Genomic DNA, 20,236 nt, shown 5'->3' on the forward strand with positions numbered 1-20,236 from the left:
CTTTATAGATTGCATAAAAGTATTTTGAATAAAAAAGTAGAAGGCCAATACAAAACGTATGTAGCCTTCTACTTTACTTTTAGCTTATTTATTTTTATTTTATTTTTCTAAGCTTAAATTTTCACTTAAGTTCCAGTTTAAGTTTTGCTTAGTTTTCAGCTTCATTCTGTCCATGGCAAAGCTTGTACTTACGTCCAGAACCGCATGGGCATTCATCATTCTTGTTAGTTCCTGGGAACGTACGACCATCAGACCAAGGGGTCTTCCACTCTTCGTTCTTTGGTCGCATGCTTAACGGAACATCGCCTTCAGCATGGCTCAAAGGTGCAGGTCCAACAATTCCAGATGGCTGATCTTGAGAATCAACTTCTGCTTCTGCCTGAGCAACATCCTCATCGACAGAAGAATCAGAAGAAGTATCTTCTGTAGAAGCAACCTGCTCAAGATTAATGTGGAACAGAAGCTGCACACTTTCTTCCTTGATTGCTTCAATCATGGAGTTGTACATCTGATAGCCTTCACGCTGATACTCAACAAGAGGATCGCGCTGGCCCATGCCACGAAGACCAATACCATCCTTCAAGTAGTCCATCTCATAAAGATGTTCACGCCACTTGCGATCAAGCACAGCCAGCACAACACGGCGCTCAATCTGACGAATTGCGTCAGATCCAATGCGCTTTTCAAAGATATCGTAGAAATTGTTTACGTTATCAACAATCAAATCTCGCAAAGCAATAACAGCTTTTTCACCTTTAAGCTTAGAAATTGTTTCACGAACCTGATCCCAATCGAGAATAACAGGCATAACTGCTAGCAAAGCGTTTTGCAAGCCGTCCAAATCCCAGTTCTTTGGCTTATCAGAACCGTTCATTGCGCCACGAACATAGCTTTCCACAGTGTCACTGATGAACTTCAAGATGTCCTCATGAATATCTTCACCCTTAAGAACCATCTGACGTTCTGCATAGATAACAGTACGCTGCTTATTCATAACATCGTCATACTTCAAAACGTTCTTACGCATTTCAAAGTTACGAGCTTCAACAGTCTTCTGCGCCGTGCGCACACCGTTAGAAACATACTTAGATTCGATTGGTTCGCCCTCTGGCAAGCCCTTAGCCATAACACGAGCAACAAGCTGAGTGTTGAATAGGCGCATCAAATCATCTTCCAAGCTTAAGTAGAAGCGGGATTCGCCAGGATCACCCTGACGACCAGAACGGCCTCGAAGCTGGTTATCAATACGGCGAGATTCGTGACGTTCAGTACCAAGCACATACAAGCCACCAAGCTTCTTAACTTCTTCGTGCTCGTCCTTAACCTGCTCTTTAACTTCGGCTAAAACGCCCGGCCAACGCTTCTCATACTCTTCAGGAGTATCGTCTGGAGAATATCCTTCAGCCTTCAACTTAGCGTCTGCAAGGAACTCAACATTGCCGCCGAGCATAATATCAGTACCACGACCTGCCATGTTAGTAGCAACAGTTACAGCACCCTTACGGCCTGCAACAGCAACAACAGCAGCTTCCTTAGCATTCTGCTTAGCATTCAAAACCTGGTGAGGAATGCGAGCAACATCAAGAAGCGAAGAAAGAATTTCTGAAGATTCAACAGAAGCAGTACCAAGCAATACTGGCTGACCCTTTGCATGGCGTTCAGCAACGTCGCGCACAATAGCAGTAAGCTTTTCTTTCTTAGTGCGGAAGATTAAATCATCCTTATCCATACGAATAACTGGACGATTAGAAGGAATTGGAAGAACGCCAAGCTTGTATGTTCCCATAAATTCTGCAGCTTCAGTTTCTGCAGTACCAGTCATACCGGCAAGCTTGTCATACATGCGGAAGTAATTTTGCAAAGTAATAGTAGCAAAAGTCTGATTTTCTGCCTTAACTTCCACGTTTTCCTTAGCTTCAATAGCTTGATGCAAGCCTTCACTGTAACGACGTCCTGGAAGAACACGACCAGTATGCTCATCAACAATCAAAACCTCACCATTAGTAACCACATAATCGCGGTCAAGAAGGAAGAGTTCCTTAGCTTTAAGAGCATTGTTCAAATAACCAATAAGAGCAGTATTAGCTGGCTCGTAAAGGTTATCAATACCCAAGTAATCCTCAATCTTAGCAATACCAGAATCGAGAATACCTGCAGTTTTCTTCTTTTCGTCGATCTCGTAATCAACATCGCGGTTAAGCTTCAAAACAAGCTTTGCAAACTCGCGATACCAATGAGTTACATCACCTTCAGCAGGACCAGAAATAATCAAAGGTGTACGAGCTTCATCAATAAGAATAGAATCAACCTCATCGACAATAGCATAGTGATGACCGCGCTGCACAAGCTCGCTCTTTTCCCACGCCATGTTATCGCGCAAGTAATCGAAACCAAACTCGTTGTTAGTACCGTAAGTAATATCAGCGTTGTATTGCTTACGACGCTCAGGTGGCTGCTGATCGGTAATAATGCAGCCAACACTCATGCCGAGGAATCGGTAAATACGACCCATAAGCTCACTCTGGTAGCTTGCAAGATAGTCGTTAACTGTAACAACGTGAACGCCCTTGCCTTCCAAAGCATTCAAATAGCTTGGCAAAGTTGCAACAAGTGTTTTACCTTCACCAGTTTTCATTTCTGCGATATTGCCCCAATGCAATGCCGCACCGCCCATAAGCTGAACATCGAAGTGACGCTGGCCAAGCGTACGCTTTGAAACCTCTCTAACAGTAGCGAAGGCTTCAGGCATCAAATCATCCAGTTTTGCACCATTATCTAAGCGCTGCTTAAATTTAGCGGTTTGACCCTTCAATTCTTCATCGGAAAGCGCAGAAATTTCATCTTCCAACGCATTCACAGCCTTGGCAACGTTCTCAAGGCGCTTTAACTGACGGCCTTCACCCATACGCAAGGCTTTATCGACGATATCTACCACGTTTTGCTCCCTTAGGTCATGTCTATGAAGACGGCCTAGCCAACATAGACGTAAACTGTGCCTATATTACGCGACGGCAGCGATTTTTATAAGCACGCGAGTCGGTGTAACAAATAAAATGCCCGCCTAGCCATCTAGCCGACGGGCATTTTGTTAATCTAACTTAATTTTTACAAACTCCTAAATACTTTTATTAATTTTCGTAATTATTTTATTATTACTTTTTCTTAGCAACATTTTCAGGCGTATCAATCTCAAACACACCATAGCTCCATCCATGCCTACGATACACAACAGATGGTCGCATTGTTTCTTTATTAACAAACAGGAAGAAATCGTGACCAATTAATTCCATCTCGTACAAAGCTTCATCAATGCTCATAGGCTCTGCAATATGAAGCTTGCGTCGAATAACAATAGGCGTGTCACCAACGCTAACTTCCACAGACTCACCAGGGCCTAAATCAGAAGCAACAGCTGCATCCGCACTATTGGCAACATCCTCACTAGGCTCCTCAATTTTCATGTCAATTTCTGGCTCAACAGCGCCCATATCAACAGGAACCATTTCCGTGTATCCGCGGCGATGATCCTTGCGGCGATCACGCGTGCGGCGCAAACGCAGCGTCAACTTATCTAGAGCCATGTCAAGAGCACTGTACTGATCAGTGCTAGAAGCTTCTGCGCGAATCACGGTGCTACCTGCAACAACAGTAATTTCAACTCGCTTTGCAGTATCTGCCTGCCTTGGATTACCTTCATGAGTCAACACAATTTGAACGCGCTGCGCATCAGGAGCAATAGCGGTTACGCGATTCATCTTACTTTCTACAACGTCACGGAACCTTTGATTAATCTGCGTATGACGACCAGTAATGACGATTTCCATGCGAAACCTCCCCATATAGATTCGAACCTAAGTTCGATTTGTATCAGCCGACTGCCACGATGCCGTCGGTGCTTCTATTATATCTGCTAAATCAATAAGAAACTAGCAAGTTATTAAATTTAAGCAAAAAAATTTCATAATTATTTCGAAAATTTACGCAAAACAACTAATTTTTTACGATATGAACAATATCTGCTATACTTGGGAAGGTTGAGGTTTCACGATGGCCGCGGTCACAATGTTCATTCGGAGTGACTGAGGAACTTCCGGGCTCCACAGAGCACAATGGCGGATAACGTCCGCCCAGGGCGACCTGAGAGATAGCGCAACAGAGAATAGACCGCCCGAACGTTTCGTTTGGGTAAGGGTGAAACGGCGGTGTAAGAGACCACCGGACTTCTGGTAACAGTTAGTCGCATGGCAAGCCTCATTGGGAGCAAGGTCAAGCAGAAGACGCTTAAAGGCTGCTCGCCTGAGTCTTCGGGTAGACTGCTAGAGTTTGGCGGTAACGTCAAATCGAGATGGATGGCCATCCGTGTGCACTTGTGTACGCGACAAAACCCGGGGTATGTGAAACCTCATCAACTTTTTGGAGCATCATCGAAGTTGGAAAATACTTCTAAACATTTCCTAAATGGCAAGTCTAAATCATTTTTTGAGCACGATTCATCTACAATACCGTATGTTTTCATTCCAGCTTGTTGAGCAGAATTTAGCGCAGTTGCAGAATCTTCAAAAACTGCACAATCTTTTGTAGCAACCTTAAGAGTTTCTGCTATATCAACATAAGTTTTATAACTGTTTTTTCCTTCTTTAGATAAATCTTCCCCAAATTGCAAAAAATCAAAACAATCTAAAATATTAAGCCTTCTTAACGCAGGCTCGCATAAAGTTTTGGAAAGAGTTGTAATAAGAAACATCTTTACTTTTTTAGAACGCAAGTATTTAACGTAGTCGTAAGCTCCCTTTCTAAGAGGAAGATGATTAGCATAAGCATCAAACGCCATATCTGACCACTCCTTCATTAGTTCTTCAGGAGATTCACTAAAACCGTAATGTTCAATAACATAATCTGCAATTTGGCGAGGATTCATAGCTGCTGTAGTATTTGCAAAAATATCCGGAACATTTAAGCCGCGTTTTGCGAAACTCTTTTTATCAATATCATCCCAAACTCCAAGAGAATCAATAAGAGTTCCGTCAAAATCAAAAATAGCAGCCTTAAAAAACGAATTATTATTCTGCAGCGTCATCAATTATCTTTCTACTCGTTTCCAACAATTCATGCGCATGTTCAAGCGAAGTTTTAGAGTTACTTCCAGCAAGCATACGAGCGATTTCCAGCTCACGAGATTTACCTTCGAGTAGATTAACAGTAGTATCCGCTTCTTGACTTTCAAAATCACCATTATTAACAGGTGAAATATTTTTTTGCACAGCATATTGAGCATCAGCAAAAGAGGCCACTTGAGGCAAATGCGTAACAACAATCACTTGCGAATGTTTAGCAAGTTTAGCCAAACGCTTTCCTAGTTCAACTGCTGCAGCGCCACCAACTCCTGCATCAACTTCGTCAAAAATAAAAGTCATGTTTTTATCATCATGCTCGCGCATTCTTGCAACAACAAGTTCCATTGCAAGCATCAGCCTACTCAGCTCACCGCCAGAAGCACTTTTGCCCATTGGTAAATCTGGCGAAGCTGGAAATGGTCTAAAAAGAAACTCAATATCGTCAATGCCGTTTGAATCGAGATCAACGAAACCATCTTGATTCTCACTTCTAGAATTTACTCGAACATTTAATTGAGCGCCATCCATTGCTAAAGAAGATAGCTCATTACTAACATCATCACTAAGCTTTTTAGCTGCTTTCACACGAGTGGCAGATAATTTCTTAGCTAAATCAAAAGCTTCATCGTAACACTTATTACAAGCGGCCCTAGCACGCTCAATAGCTTCTGGAGAATCATCTAAATCTTCAAGTTCAAACTGAGCTTTTTGCGCCCAATTAAGAACATCATCTAAAGTTGGCCCCCATCTGCGCGTAAGCTCACTAAGATCATGTATTCTTGCATTTAAAGAATCTAAATCTTCCTCACTCGCATCAAAATCAATCTGCTGAGCAAGCTGCATTACAATATCGTCCAGTTGCGCATGAATATCATCAAGCTGTTGAGCGAGTTTACTAAATGAATTATCAACTCTAATATTTCGCAATGCTTGAGCAGCCTGATCAATAAGCGTTCTTGCATCTAAAGATGACGATGAAGCACTATAGTCGATTTGACTAACGTCAAGCGATGATAAAGCTGTGCTCACAGCGTTAATAATTTGCGCAGAATTTTCAATGCGCTCGCGCTTTGCACGCAATTCTTCATCTTCATTATGTTTTGGATCTACTTGTTTTATTTGAGCTAAAGACTCTCTCAAATAGTCAGCTCTCTGACGAGCGGAAGATTCTTGGTTTTCAAGACGATTACACGCTTCTTGAGCATCTTTTAAAGCTTGATAAGCTTGAAAATACTTATTAGCTAATTCACTATTCTTTGCCACTAGATCTAACATTTCGCGCTGTTTTGCGCTAGTTGCTATACGTAACTGATCACTTTGACCATGAATCGTGATCATTTGTGAACATACGTCTTCAAGCAAAGTTTTTGGAACAGCGAATCCAGATATTGTTGCCCTTGAGCGACCCTGTTTAGGAACAGTTCTTGCAACATACATATCTGACTTTGTTTCATCAATTTCTGAAGTTTCAAGCTCAATGCCAGCTTGATTAACAATTTCTTCCACTTCGCCTGATTTTGGGATGCTAAATACGCCTTGCACCCACGTTTCTTTAGCATTTGGCGAAATTCTAGCAGAATCTGATTTCGAACCAGAGATAAGTTTTATAGCACTTAAAAGCATTGATTTTCCAGCGCCAGTTTCACCTGTAATCGCAGTCATTCGTAAAGAAGGAGTAATAAGCGCGTGTGAAATTGGCCCAAGATTGCGTATTTCTAATTCTTCAAGCACACTATACCTCGTTTTTACTGCTATTAGTTAAGTAGATTATTTACGGTTTGACTGATTACTGTTATGTTCTCGCCAACCAACTACTGGTAAATCAAATTTTGTAACCAAACGCTTAGTAAAAGGCGCTCCCGAAAGTCTAGCTAGCAAAAGCTCATCTTTAGACTGTCGAACTTGAATCCTTGATCCTTGAGGAAGAGCACGCTGACGCCTGCCATCGCAGCAAATCCAGCCTCCCGAAGAAGATTCTTCAAGAATATCAATCGTAAAAGTAGATCCTGAGCCAATAATAAGCGGACGAGCAAAAAGCGCGTGAGCAGCTAAAGGAACTAATTGCAGAGCCTCAACATTTGGCCACATAATTGAGCCACCTGCAGAAAACGCATAAGCTGTTGAACCAGTAGGAGTTGAAACTATTACACCATCACAGCCAAAAGATGACATTTCAACATCATCTACTCGTATTGAAAGCTCTACCATTCGCCCACGATCTGCACGATCAAGCGTAATATCATTCAAAGCCCAGTCTCTTAAAGGCTCAGTTTCTCCAGGAAGCCACACGTCAACATGAGCCTCCATACGTCGATCGATTGAATAATCCTTATTGGCAATTCTTCTAATTGCTTCATCAATTTGGAAGCTTTCGAATTCTGCCAAAAAACCAACGTGACCAAGATTTATTCCAATAATTGGCACGGTAGTGCAATGCACTAACTCTGCAGCCTGAAGCATGGTGCCATCTCCCCCAAGCACCACAACAATTTCAGTATGCTCATCAACTAAATTAGTAGGCGTTTTAGAAAAGTCAGAAACGGCAGCACTGTGAAAAACATCAACTAGAAAACCCGCTTGAGTAAGCTGTGAAGTAACTTGATTTACTACAGCACTGTGGCTATCAAGTCTCGCATGAGTTACTACAAGAGCGCGTCGAGGCGCAGAAGCAGTATTTTCATCGAAATGTTTCTGCATCACAAATACCCTTCGTACTGTTTTCAAATAACAGTACTATTGTAATTCTTCTACGTATATTAGGCGTAAGTATTTGTATTATCAGCCTTCAAAATGCGCATAAAGCAAATATTCTACGTTTCCGTGAGTGCCTTCAATAGGAGATTTTACTGTTGAAACAATCTTCAAATTATTATCTTTAGCACACTTTTCAACATTTTCTAACGCTTTAAAACGCAAAGATTCGTCTGTTACTATTCCACCTTTTCCAAGATTTCCTTTTCCAACCTCAAACTGAGGTTTAACAAGTAAAACAACATCTGCATTATGCTCAGCAATGCGCGAAATTACCGGAATAACAAATGTTAAAGAAATAAAAGAAACATCCGAAACTATCAGATTAGGTTTATACGGCAAATCTTCTTCGTAAACGTTACGAATATTTACTCCGCTCATTTCGATTATTCTAGGATTATTCGCAATTTTAGGATTAAGCTGCCCATGACCAACATCGAGAGCAATAATATGCTCAACTCCTCTTTGTAAAAGCACGTCGCAAAATCCGCCTGTTGACGCACCAATATCTAATGCTCTAGTTGAATTGGAAGTAGATAAACCATATTTAGAAAACGCTTCAAAAGCTCCTTCTAGCTTAAGAGCTCCGCGAGAAACATATTTAGCAAAAGAGCTTACGCCTTCTAATTTAGAAATAACTATTTCCTCTGAATCCTCTACAAGAAAAGAAGATTTTTTAATAGTTTTATTATTTACGCTTACAGCACCATTTTGAATTAAACGCTTAGCTATTGTTCTACTTTCTGCTAATCCTCTGGCAACAAGAGCACAATCCAAACGTTTATGTGAAGAAGAGTTTACAAAAATTCGCAAATCTTCATTAAAACTCATAATGAAAACTCCGGAAGAGTATAGTTTTCAAGAGATTCACCATTATCTTGCAAACTCCATGTCAACGCGCATGCAGCCCTCAAAGCATTGCAATCATTAAGATTATTTACTTCAATAATACGATTATCAGTAAGCTCAGCTTTTGCATTTTCGCAAATAAAAGTATGCTCGTCCACTCTCTCTGGGCAGTTATGGGACTCGTTAAGTCCTCGCAAATCTTTAGAGACAAAGCTTGGTCGCAAATGTTTCGGCGCAAGCATAAGCATTCTAGGATTCGTAACTCCAGTAAGAACAAGCAAAGACTCGTAGCCTCCCCTTGTTCCGGCTTCAATATCAGTATCTAAACGGTCTCCTACAGCAAGAGATTTAGAAATACTTATTACAGGATTTCCAAACTCGTCCTTTTCAGTATAATTTTCATCCTCTGACTCAAATTTAGTTTTTACATGTTCAGCATTTGCTGCAACAAGCAGTCGAGCCTCGTCATACATTGCAGATTCAGGTTTTCCAGCAGACGAAATAGGCTCAACTCCTGTAGCATTAATAACAGCCTGAATCATTGAGCCGCATCCAGGAGCTATTCCAAGTTCGCGAGGAATTGTTAAATCACGATTTGTAACAAAATATTTAGCTCCGTGCTCTACAGCAAAAGAAACTTCTGCCATTTCTTGCCAAGTCATCTGAGGATACCAGCCTTGAATAACAGCTTGCGGATTATCTTTGCAAGAATCTACAGGCTGTAAACCTACACGCTTAACTTCCTCAAGCAAATGTTCAGCACCAAGAACTAGAACACGAGCACCTGGCTCAACATGACGCGCAACCATGCGAGCTGCAACAACAGATGAAGTAATAATCTGCCATGGTTTTACACTCAGACCAAAACTTTCCAATTGTTTAGCAACAACAGCTTGAAAACGAGAAGAATTATTTGTTGTGTATTCAATAAACATTCCGCGTTTTTGAGCTGACTCAATCGATTCAGCAGCATACTCAACAGAATTTCCGCCTCTATAAACAACACCATCCAAATCAAGCAAAGCTAAGCTAAAAGCTTCACTTAAAGGACGAGTACTTGCAGAAAAATTCTTTCTCGTTTCAAGTTGCATAAAAATAGCCTTAAATGATTTTAATCCTCAGATTCATCTTCTTCTGGAGCAAATTCGCAATCATCTTCACTTACACCAATCTCATCCATCATGGCGTCGTTCAAATGTTCCAAATCGTAGTCAATAACAATATCATCTGTGTTAATATCGTCATCGTCAGCATCAGCATACTGATTTTCAAGACTGTCGAGCAAAGATTCTAATTCTACGGCTTCATCGCTTCTGCCTGCTTCTTCTAAGAAGTACTGCTCAGCTTGAACGGCACGCATACGATACTCTCCAGGTAAGCCCTTTGAACGGCCCATTGCATGAACGAGCTCAATAGCTTTATCTGCATGATCAGTATCAAACAAAACACCGGCGTACACTAGGAACATTTCGGCTTTAACTTCACCCTTAAGGCTTTTTGCTTCATCTGACATGCAAATCTCTAAGGCTTTATCTAGATTGCCCATGCCGCGCTCACAATCTGCAATAAATGGCAGGTAGTCGAGATAACCGTTCATGCGCATTGCAGTGCGGAATTCTTTAGCAGCAAGCTTGTAATCGCCTTGACGATAAGATACAAAAGCTAATGTTTCGCGAGCAAAATCAATTCTTGAAGCCTGCTTAGCAACCCATTTTGCGTGTTCCAAAGCAAGATCAGGATTCTCTTCCTGCAAAACGTAGGCTGCAAGAATATGAAGACCAATATTTTCAGCATGCTCCTTGGAAAGGCCACGCAAACGCTCACGGTCTTCCTTAGAAAGCATTGCCCACTCTAGACCCTTTGGCATTTTAGGCTCGCCAGGGCGACGCGCGGTATAAGGGTTTTGTGATGGATATGAAACCGTTCCGTCAGAATTGCGACGAGGTCCATTTTCAAATCTGACATTGCCATGCGCATTGCTGTTTCGGCGCTCAGAGCTGCGATGTTCGTCGAAGCGACGATTTTCATTGCGATTATTGCGGTCGTAACGATCATTATGGTGATTGTCAAAGCGACGATTTTCGCTGCGATTATCACGACGATTTTCGCTGCGATTATCACGACGATTATCGCCAAAATCACTTCTGGAATCTTTATGGAAATCCTTGTGGAAGTTTCCACCGCGATTATTTTCTCTGCGATTCTCGTTGTGATTATTTCGACGGTCGAAACGTTTTTCACCATCAAACTTCTTGTAGCGAGGATTTCCGCCTTCTTCACCGCCATGCTCAAAATCGCGCGAACGACGATCATCACGGCGATCATCAAAGCGGCGATTACGGTTAAAACGATGTTCTCCGTCGCGATTTTCAGAACGGAAACCACTTCTCTTAGAACCACTCTTGTGGAATCCATCTTTATGGAAACCACCGCGTCTTTCACCACTTTTACCACCGTTTCGATGGCCAAAATTACCACGATTACCAAACGACTTGCCACTACGTGATCCGCGCTCTTCGCCCATTATCGGCATACCTTTCAAATTCTAATAAACAATAAATTAATATTAATCTAATATTAAAAACAAATCATGCGCGCTCTACAGCACCAATAGCTTTTTTACCGCGGCGAAGCAAAGCAAAACGACCATGTAAGAACGAATTATCGTCAAGAACATCATCAACGCCTTCAACGCGTTCATTATTTAGATACAAACCACCAGCTTCGATAGCGCGACGAGCTTCGGAAATTGTGCGGAACAAACCTGCAGAAACCGCAGCTTCTACAATACGATCCCCATTGTGAGACTTTGCAAAATCTAAGCTACCATCTTCTGACTTCACTTTAACGCCATCTAAAGCAGCCTCAAGAGTCTGCTCATCAATATTTTTAATATCTCCACGTCCAAACAGTGCGGAAGAAGCTTCAATAGCTTGGTTAGTTAAATCTTCACCATGAACAAAACTTGTAACTTCCCAAGCAAGCACGCGCTGAGCTTCACGGCTTCCTGGATCTTCTTGAATTTGCTGCGCTAAACGCTCAATCTCACTCTTTGGTAAGAATGTGAAAACTTTAAGTAACTTAACAACTTCATCATCAGGCTGATTAAACCAGAACTGGTAGAAGCGGTATGGGCTTAACATTGTTGGGTCAAGCCACATTGCGTTGCCTTCAGACTTACCAAACTTGCGGCCCTGATTATCCGTAATAATCGGGCTAGTAAATACGTTTACTGAAGCTCCGCGAACCTTACGAATCAGATCCATTCCAGAAGTCAAATTACCCCACTGATCAGATCCACCAAGCTGCAAAGTGACATTGTAGTTATCAAAGAGATACAAGAAATCGTTTCCTTGCAAAACCTGGTAACTAAACTCTGCAAAAGAAATACCTTCATCTGAGTTCAAGCGACGAGCAACAATATCCTTAGCGATCATTGTACCAACACGGAAGTTTTTTCCAACATCTCGCAAGAAATCAATAGCAGACATCTTAGAAACCCAGTCGTAATTGCTAACAAAACGAACAGGATTTTCTCCATCAAGAGGCAGAATACGTCCAATCTGATTATGCAAACGTTCAGCCCATGCAGCAACAATATCTTTAGAATTTAAAGTTCGCTCACCACTTTGACGAGGGTCGCCAATCAAACCAGTTGCTCCACCAACAAGCGCAATAGGATGATGACCTGCTGCCTGCAAGTGGCGCATGTTAATAAGCTGAACAAGATTTCCAATATGCAAAGATGCAGCTGTAGGATCATAGCCGCAATAATACGTTAATGGTTCTCCGTCAAGTGCTTGAGCAAGCTGTTTCTCGTCTGTAGATTGAGAAATCAATCCACGCCACTTTAGCTCTTCAAACAAAGAAGCAAAACCTGCTTCCTTGTAATTCCTGACCTGAGCCATTCGTATCTCCTTATTGCAAAAATTCCGAAATATCGGGCGCTATGCGCGTCCGCAAGCCTTTTAATTTTTGCAGTACAGGCAGACACTATTACAAAGCTGTCAAAAGCATAATCACAATATTTCAATTTTGCACAATATTATTTTGAAGATGAACTATAAGCGGAACCGTCGCTTGTAGAAGAAACAAACTTACTATATTCATTTACTTTAGATTCAGCTTCATTTATTTGTTCAAGAACTCGCACTAGTGCAGTTCCGCCTCTAGTACAACGAGACGCAACAGATCCGTCACTTGAAAGCAGTTTTCTAAGATTAGGAATTTGGCTGCAATCAATGAATCCGCCTAAAATATTCACAAAATCGTCGTCGCTTAAATCAGCAAAATCTCCGCCGATTTCTTCTGCTCGCTTTACACACAAACCAGACAAAGTATGAGCATTACGGAATGGAACACCTTGCTTTACCAGCCATTCTGCAATATCTGTTGCGAGCGCAAAACCTGTGGCTGATTGCTCACGAAGACGCTTAAAATCAAACTGCATAGTTTTTAGCATTCCTGCAAATGCTGGAAGTAGCACTTCAAGCGTGTCAATTTGGTCAAAAACAGCTTCTTTATCTTCCTGAAGATCGCGAGCATAAGCAGTAGGAAGACCTTTAAGAGTTGCCATTAATCCTGTTAAGTCTCCAATTAATCTGCCAGACTTTCCTCTTGCGAGCTCTGCAATATCTGGATTCTTTTTCTGAGGCATAATAGAAGAACCGGTTGAATAAGCGTCGTCTAAGCGAACAAAAGCAAATTCTTGCGTATTCCAAATAATAATTTCTTCGCTTAACCGGGAAATATCAACGCCAATCATTGCTGAAATAAATGCAAATTCAGCAACAATATCTCTGCTTGCGGTTGCGTCAATAGAGTTTGCGCAAACAGCGTCGAAACCAAGCTCTTTAGCAACGCCATCAGCGTTGAGACCAAGAGTGTTTCCAGCTAAAGCTCCAGCACCATAAGGGCTTTCGTTTGCGCGTGAATCCCAATCAACAAGTCTCTGAATGTTGCGAAGTAGTGGCCAAACGTGAGCCATTAATTGGTGCGCAAGTAAAATAGGTTGAGCATGCTGCATATGAGTTCGCCCTGGCATTACAGCATCTTCTGCATTTTTTGACTGCGTAATTAAAGCTTTGCAAACTGTTAGCAGTAGGTTTGCAATAAATCGAGCATGTCGGCGTAAGAACATGCGTATAAGCGCTGCAATCTGATCATTTCTAGAACGACCTGCTCTAAGCTTTCCGCCTAACTTGCTTCCAGCAATTTCAAGCAATCCTCGCTCTAACGCAGTTGCCTCATCTTCGTCTTCTTCAATAGGAACAAAAGTTCCTGAATCAACTTGATTTTGCAGTTCGTTTAATGAGCAAATCAGCTCTGAATACTCTTCTTTGCTAAGAAGACCTGCACGATACAACGCAAACGCGTGAGCTCTAGATCCAGCAATATCATCATCAGCTAATCGCCAATCAAACTGTGTTGATTTGCTTAATGCAGCAAGCTCTTTAGATGGGCCAGAGCTAAAACGTCCGCCCCACAATGCAATCGGATTGCTAGCGTTTTTTGTTGTATCGTGAGAAATCATTATTACCTCAAATCCAAATTAATTGTTTTTTGAAACGCGCATGTCACGAGCTGCAGCAACAGTATTTGACAATCCGTAAATTTCAATAAAACCGTTGGAAGCACGCTGATCGAAGGTATCGGAAGAATCGTACGTAGCTAAGTTAAAGTCATACAGAGACTCTTCGGAGCGTCTACCAGTAACAACAGCCTTTCCGGCGTACATAGTCATTCGAATATCGCCAGAAACATGCTCTTGAGTTTCGTTAATAAACGCATTCAAAGAACGCACAACTGGAGAGAACCATTGACCGTCGTAAACAAATTCTGCCCACTTTTTATCAAGATCACGCTTTAGCCTGTGCTGCTCACGTTCCAAACAGCAGTTTTCCAGCTCTTGATGCGCAGTAATAAGAGCCTGAGCTCCTGGAACTTCATACAATTCGCGAGACTTGATGCCAACTAAACGATCTTCAATAATGTCAATTCGACCGATTCCTTGAGCACCTGCTCTTGCGTTCATTTCTTCAATAGCTTGCAAAGGCGTTACACTATGACCGTCAATAGCAACTGGAACACCTTTTTCAAAAGTGATAGTCACTTCATCAGGCTCTTGAGACTCCATAGGATTTTGAGTGTAAGAATAGCACTCTTCTGTTGGAGCATTCCAAGGATCTTCCAAGAAACCTGTTTCAATTGCGCGACCCCAAACGTTTTGATCAATTGAGTAAGGGCTTTTCTTACTTTGCTCAATTGGAAGCTGGTGACTGTTTGCAAAAGCGATTTCAACATCGCGAGTAAGCGACAAATCTCTAATAGGGCTGATTGCTTTTAACTGTGGATCTAAGGATTTGATAGCAACTTCAAAACGAACTTGATCGTTTCCCTTTCCGGTGCAACCATGAGCAATAGTATCCGCATCAAATTCGTGCGCCGCATGCACTAAATGCTTTGTAATCAGTGGACGAGATAGTGCAGAAACAAGAGGATACACATCTTCGTACATTGCATTTGCTTTCAAAGCGAGCATGCAATAATCGTTGGCAAACTCATCTCGCGCATCAACAACATAAGATTCTACTGCACCACAAGCTAATGCGCGCTTCTTTATTGCATCAAGAGCTTCGCCGCCTTGACCAACATTAAGAGATACTGCAACAACATCTTGGCCGGTTTGTTCTTTCAAGTAAGGAATTGCTACAGAAGTATCCAAGCCGCCTGAGTACGCCAGAACAATGCGCTTATTAGTATTCATGTGACCTCCATATGCAGCGCTTTGTATAACTAAACAATATAGAGCATATTATACACATAAGATAAACGCAATAGACATGTCACAAATTGTTGTATTTTTATTTTTTTGTCACATTACGTGAAAAAATATATAAAATTTAGAAATCATACTTATACATATAAAAACGTGTACAGCATAATTTGCACTGTACACGTTATAAATATAAATATTCACGAATAAATTTTCGCAAATAAATTTTCGACTAAGATTTTTCTATAATTAGCGAGATGCAACAGTAAGCATCCAGTTTGCTCTTTCTTCCGCTTCTTCATTGGAAACGCAAACCATAATAACAGTGTCATCTCCTGCAACAGAGCCCAAAATACCCTTCAAAGGCTGGCGATCTATAACACTAGCAACATACTGTGCAGCTCCAGATGGAGTATGAATCACAACAATATTATTTGCGTGAGCAACTTCCGTAACAAGACCAGATAACGTTCGAGCAACCTGCTGATCTATACGAACAGTATCCATTGCATGACGATTTCCAGTGCCATCCCCCAAAACGTAGGCAATCCTACCGTCGGTTAAACGAATCTTAACAGCATTTATCTCATCTAAATCGCGGCTTAAAGTAGCTTGAGTAACATTAAAGCCGTGGAGAGCAAGAACCTTAGAAAGCTGAGACTGAGACGTAATAACCTCAGACAACAAAGCCTGCTCAATAGCATCTAATCTAGCAGCTTTTGTAGAGGGACGTTGTTGCTTAAAAACAACATCTCCGTCATCATCTATTTCAGCATCCTGCCTAGAATTAACCATAATTTTTTACAGAACCTTTCATAAAAAACATTTATACATAAATATATACGATTACATGTGTAAATATCTACGAAATATGAAATTTATTTCAAAAATTTGTTATAACAACAGAATAATGCGACTGTGAAACCAATAAAACATGGAATCACAATCGCATTATGCTTATTTAATACAGTTTTATACGCGCAAAGTTGCGTGCAATGCTGCAGCAGACTTTGTAATCTCCTTACGAACTGCTTCCATTTCTTCACCAGAAAGAGTTCTATCTGCAGCTCTAAAGGTTACAGAATATGCAAGAGATCGCAAACCTTCACCTAACTGCTCGCCTTCATACACGTCAAAAAGCTCAACAGATTCGAACAAATCGCCTGAAGCTTTTTCAATTGCATCTTGCAAAACCTGAGCCTTCAGCGAAACAGGAGCAGTGAACGCAAAATCTTGCTTAACTGGTGGGAATGTAGAAATCGGCTTAGCTTGAACTGGCTTCATTTGCATATTGTTAAACAAAGAAGTCAAATCAAGCTCAAACGCTGCAGAATGTTTTGGAAGATCCAAAGCGTCGCACACGTGAGGATGCAATTCGCCAACAACACCAATAGAAACTTTAGAGCCGTCTTCAGCAATTACACAAACGCTAGCACTGCGACCTGGATGCCAAGAAACAGGAGCATCCTCAGCGTTAAATTGATCTAACACGAATTGAACACCAATGCGCTTAGCTAAACGTTGAACTGCTTCAACAGCATCACTCCAGTCAACATCGCGATGAGTGCCAAGCCAGCCAGTTTCTTCAGCATGACCGGTAAGCAGAGCAGCAACATGCAAAGGCTGATCCGGCAAACCTGCATCTAATGCAGCAAGTTCTGCATTAGACGGTCGCACAGAACCAGGAAGAGCAGGAATTGCAGGAGCGTTTGGATCACTAAAGTAAACATGACCAAGCTCATACATTGAAATATTATCTAAGCCGCGACGAAGATTACGACGAACAGTTCCAGCTAAAGTCATAAGAACTGATCTGCGAAGCCAAGGACGATCTCCTGCCAAAGGATTAGCAATACGAACACTTACCTTGTCAACTTCATCAACATCTTCGCGGAAGGCCTTAATATCTTCTTCACCAACAAATGGGTAGCTTAAAGATTCAACTAAGCCCATTTCTGCAAGCTCATAAGCAATAGCGCGACGAGTTGCCTGCTTTTCTGTTAAACCAGTTCTTCCCACAATAGGAACAGCAGGTACTTTAACAGGAATCTCGTCGTAACCAACAAGTCGAGCAATCTCTTCAACCAAATCGCAAGGCTCATTCAAATCTGGACGCCAAGTTGGAGGAAGAACTGAGAATGAACCATTTCCACCACCTGCAACAGAGCAACCAATATCGGTGAGAATGTCACTAATACGGTTCAAATCAAGATCAAGACCAGCAACACGCTTAACTTCATCAGCTTTGAAAACAATCACATTGCGAGACTGAGTATTATTAACATCATTTGGATAAGAAGATGGCTGAGCACCACCAAACTGCTCCAAAAGGTTTGCAGCCATTTGAGCTGCAGCAGGTTGCAACTCAGTGTCAACACCACGCTCAAAGCGACGCGAAGCCTCAGAAGGAATCTTATGACGGCGAGCGGTTCGAGCAATAGATACAGGATCAAAGTGAGCTGCCTCAATCAAAACATTCTTAGTTTCACTGGTTACTTCGCCATACATGCCACCCATAACGCCAGCCAAACCAAGAATACGAGAGCCATGATTTCCACGAGGAGAATCGCAAATAACCAAATCCTCAATGTGCAATTCGTGATCCTTACCATCTAAAGTCGTAAGATGTTCACCAGAACGAGCACGACGAACAACAATAGGACCCTCAATTTTATCCAAATCGTAAGCATGCAAAGGCTGGCCTAAGTCAAGCATCACGTAATTAGTGACGTCAACAGCAAGAGAAATGCTACGCATGCCTGCACGAGTTAAACGACGCTGCATCCAGTGAGGGCTTTTAGCATCTGAACTGAAATTATTAACAGCACGAGCATAGTAACGATCGCAACCAGCAACACCGTGAATTGGGTTCGTATCTTCAATGCTTACCTGAATATCTGCAGATTTATGATTCTGAGAGTCCATAAATTTTGCAGCTTGCTCATTAAGAGCTATTACAGGATCTGTGTAAGATGCGCCGGTTGAGTGATGGTACTCGCGAGCAACACCCCTGTACGAGAACGCGTAACCGCGATCTGGAGTAATATTAATCTCCAAAATTGGCTTATTAAGATGAAGCAATTCCATAGCATCATCGCCAGGTTTCAGAGCATCATATTCAGCCTTAGTGAAACCATATTCACGCAACAAAATAATGCCGTCGTGGCTATCTCCTAAACCAAGCTCACGCTCGGATGCGCACATTCCGTTAGAAATATGACCATAAGTCTTACGAGGCTCAATCTTAAAATCGCCAGGAAGAACAGCGCCAGGAAGAGTTACAACAACCTTTTCACCTGCAGCCATATTTGGAGCGCCACAAATAATGCCACGAGGAACTTTCTTACCGTTCTCATCAACATCGTTGTACTCTTCACCAACATCAACATGGCACCAATTAATAGTTTTACCATTTTTCTGCGGTTCGGCAGTAGCATCTACTACATAACCGACAACAATTGGGCCGGTGACCTGCGAAGTATGAATTTCTTCCTCTTCCAAACCTACGCGCACTAAATCCTTAGCAAGCTGCTCGTAAGTTAAACCTTCTGGCACTTCAACATGATCTTTAAGCCAGTCAATATCTACCATTGGCATGAGTTTTACTCCCCCATTACAAACTGTTGTGCGAAGCGCTTATCGCCTTCAACCAAATCATGCATATCGTTAATGTCGTGACGAAGCAGCAAAGTGCGTTCCAAACCAACACCAAAAGCGAAGCCAGTGTAAACTTGCGGATCTAAACCTGCAGACTTCAAAACATTTGGGTTGACCATACCGCAGCCACCCCATTCAATCCAACCTGGGCCACCCTTTTTATCTGGGAACCACAAATCAAGCTCAGCGCTAGGCTCAGTAAATGGGAAGTAGCTAGGACGCAAACGGCTTTTAGCATCTGGACCAAACATTGCAACAGCCAAACGGTCAAGAACGCCCTTTAAGTCAGCCATTGTCAAGTTCTTATCTACAGCTAAAGCTTCACACTGGTGGAATACTGGAGTGTGAGTTGCATCAAGCTCATCTGTGCGGAATACGCGACCAGGTGAAGCAATATAAAGAGGAACTCCACGCTCAATTAATGCGCGAACCTGATCAGAAGAAGTCTGCGTGCGCAAAACCATGTTTGAACCAACAAAGCCTGCAGCATCCTTGGCTTGATTTCCCTGAACGTAGAAAGTATCTTGCATTTGGCGAGCAGGATGATCTGGACCAAAATTCAACGCGTCGAAATCAAACCATTCAGTTTCAACTTCTGGACCTGCAGAAATTTGCCAACCCATAGAAATAAAGAAGTCTTCAAAATCTTCAATAATACGAGCTATCGGATGACGAGCACCAAGAGGTTTGCGATTCACCGGAAGAGTCATATCAACTGTTTCAGCAGAAAGCATACGTGCTTCTTCAGCAGATTTAACACGCTCCGAAGCCTGAGCAAATGCACGTCCAAAATCAGCTCGCAAAGTTGACATTACTTTGCCAACTTCCTTCTTTTGATCTGCAGGAAGTGAACCAATAGCCTTGCTTGCAAGAGTCATCACTGACTGAGCACCAGCATATTGAGTTTTCACCGCCTTTAACTCGTCCATGTTCTGAGCTGCAGCAGCACGAGCAATACCTTCTTTGACTGCTTGAGTTACAGCTTTAACGTCGAATGGCTTATTATCGGTCACAGCACCCTTCCTATCTGTATTACGCGTATCCACATGTTTCATTATGTTCTATACACTGTTAAAAATACTGCCCAAAG

Annotated in this window: 14 protein-coding genes and 1 other RNA gene; 1 reads left to right on the forward strand and 14 read right to left on the reverse strand. The window is 42.0% G+C overall.

Annotated elements, in window-relative coordinates:
- Positions 1 to 148: 148 nt before the first annotated feature.
- Positions 149 to 2,935, reverse strand: a complete 2,787-nt coding sequence (secA, locus tag HXT52_RS03075; protein WP_102694780.1) for a preprotein translocase subunit SecA — start codon at positions 2,933 to 2,935, stop codon at positions 149 to 151.
- Positions 2,936 to 3,152: 217 nt separating this feature from the next.
- Positions 3,153 to 3,824: a ribosome hibernation-promoting factor, HPF/YfiA family gene (gene hpf, locus HXT52_RS03080; protein ID WP_004128140.1), complete on the reverse strand. Its 672-nt coding sequence runs from the start codon at positions 3,822 to 3,824 to the stop codon at positions 3,153 to 3,155.
- Positions 3,825 to 4,035: 211 nt separating this feature from the next.
- Here hpf and rnpB point away from each other — a divergent pair.
- Positions 4,036 to 4,409: RNase P RNA component class A (gene rnpB / locus HXT52_RS03085), an RNA gene on the forward strand.
- Here rnpB and HXT52_RS03090 read toward each other — a convergent pair.
- From HXT52_RS03090 to pheS, 12 genes are all read right to left on the reverse strand, one after another.
- Positions 4,406 to 5,077 (reverse strand): HAD family hydrolase, encoded by a 672-nt coding sequence (locus HXT52_RS03090; protein WP_421775681.1) that lies wholly within the window; start codon positions 5,075 to 5,077, stop codon positions 4,406 to 4,408. The genes rnpB and HXT52_RS03090 overlap by 4 nt on opposite strands.
- The gene (recN, locus tag HXT52_RS03095) at positions 5,061 to 6,845 is read right to left on the reverse strand and encodes a DNA repair protein RecN (protein ID WP_421775682.1); all 1,785 of its coding nucleotides are present in this window, start codon (positions 6,843 to 6,845) and stop codon (positions 5,061 to 5,063) included. The genes HXT52_RS03090 and recN overlap by 17 nt, the downstream gene beginning before the upstream one ends.
- A gap of 36 nt (positions 6,846 to 6,881) precedes the next feature.
- A complete protein-coding gene (locus tag HXT52_RS03100; protein ID WP_119521576.1) occupies positions 6,882 to 7,811 on the reverse strand; it encodes an NAD kinase in 930 nt (309 codons plus the stop codon).
- Between the two features lie 81 nt (positions 7,812 to 7,892).
- On the reverse strand, positions 7,893 to 8,696 hold the full coding sequence (locus HXT52_RS03105) for a TlyA family RNA methyltransferase (RefSeq protein WP_421775683.1): 804 nt from the start codon (positions 8,694 to 8,696) through the stop codon (positions 7,893 to 7,895).
- A complete protein-coding gene (locus tag HXT52_RS03110) occupies positions 8,693 to 9,805 on the reverse strand; it encodes an HAD-IIA family hydrolase (RefSeq protein ID WP_421775684.1) in 1,113 nt (370 codons plus the stop codon). Before HXT52_RS03110 ends, HXT52_RS03105 begins: the two co-directional genes overlap by 4 nt.
- A 20-nt stretch (positions 9,806 to 9,825) precedes the next feature.
- Complete coding sequence (locus HXT52_RS03115) at positions 9,826 to 11,238, reverse strand: tetratricopeptide repeat protein (protein ID WP_421776180.1); 1,413 nt, start codon at positions 11,236 to 11,238, stop codon at positions 9,826 to 9,828.
- 64 nt (positions 11,239 to 11,302) lie between these two features.
- On the reverse strand, positions 11,303 to 12,622 hold the full coding sequence (tyrS, locus tag HXT52_RS03120) for a tyrosine--tRNA ligase (protein ID WP_004136073.1): 1,320 nt from the start codon (positions 12,620 to 12,622) through the stop codon (positions 11,303 to 11,305).
- 137 nt (positions 12,623 to 12,759) lie between these two features.
- Entirely contained in the window at positions 12,760 to 14,247 is a 1,488-nt protein-coding gene (gene argH / locus HXT52_RS03125; RefSeq protein WP_421775685.1) for an argininosuccinate lyase, read from the reverse strand.
- 18 nt (positions 14,248 to 14,265) lie between these two features.
- The gene (locus HXT52_RS03130) at positions 14,266 to 15,480 is read right to left on the reverse strand and encodes an argininosuccinate synthase (protein WP_004134896.1); all 1,215 of its coding nucleotides are present in this window, start codon (positions 15,478 to 15,480) and stop codon (positions 14,266 to 14,268) included.
- A 258-nt stretch (positions 15,481 to 15,738) separates the two neighbouring features.
- Entirely contained in the window at positions 15,739 to 16,284 is a 546-nt protein-coding gene (locus HXT52_RS03135; RefSeq protein WP_004128117.1) for an arginine repressor, read from the reverse strand.
- Between the two features lie 177 nt (positions 16,285 to 16,461).
- Positions 16,462 to 19,086 (reverse strand): phenylalanine--tRNA ligase subunit beta, encoded by a 2,625-nt coding sequence (gene pheT, locus HXT52_RS03140; RefSeq protein ID WP_410313349.1) that lies wholly within the window; start codon positions 19,084 to 19,086, stop codon positions 16,462 to 16,464.
- Between the two features lie 5 nt (positions 19,087 to 19,091).
- Positions 19,092 to 20,201 carry a phenylalanine--tRNA ligase subunit alpha gene (pheS, locus tag HXT52_RS03145; RefSeq protein ID WP_050543263.1) on the reverse strand — a complete coding sequence of 370 codons (1,110 nt, stop codon included), beginning with the start codon at positions 20,199 to 20,201 and terminating at the stop codon, positions 19,092 to 19,094.
- Between the last annotated feature and the right edge of the window lie 35 nt (positions 20,202 to 20,236).

This window comes from Gardnerella sp. KA00288 (assembly GCF_049244085.1).
Classification (GTDB): Bacteria; Actinomycetota; Actinomycetes; order Actinomycetales; family Bifidobacteriaceae; genus Bifidobacterium; species Bifidobacterium greenwoodii.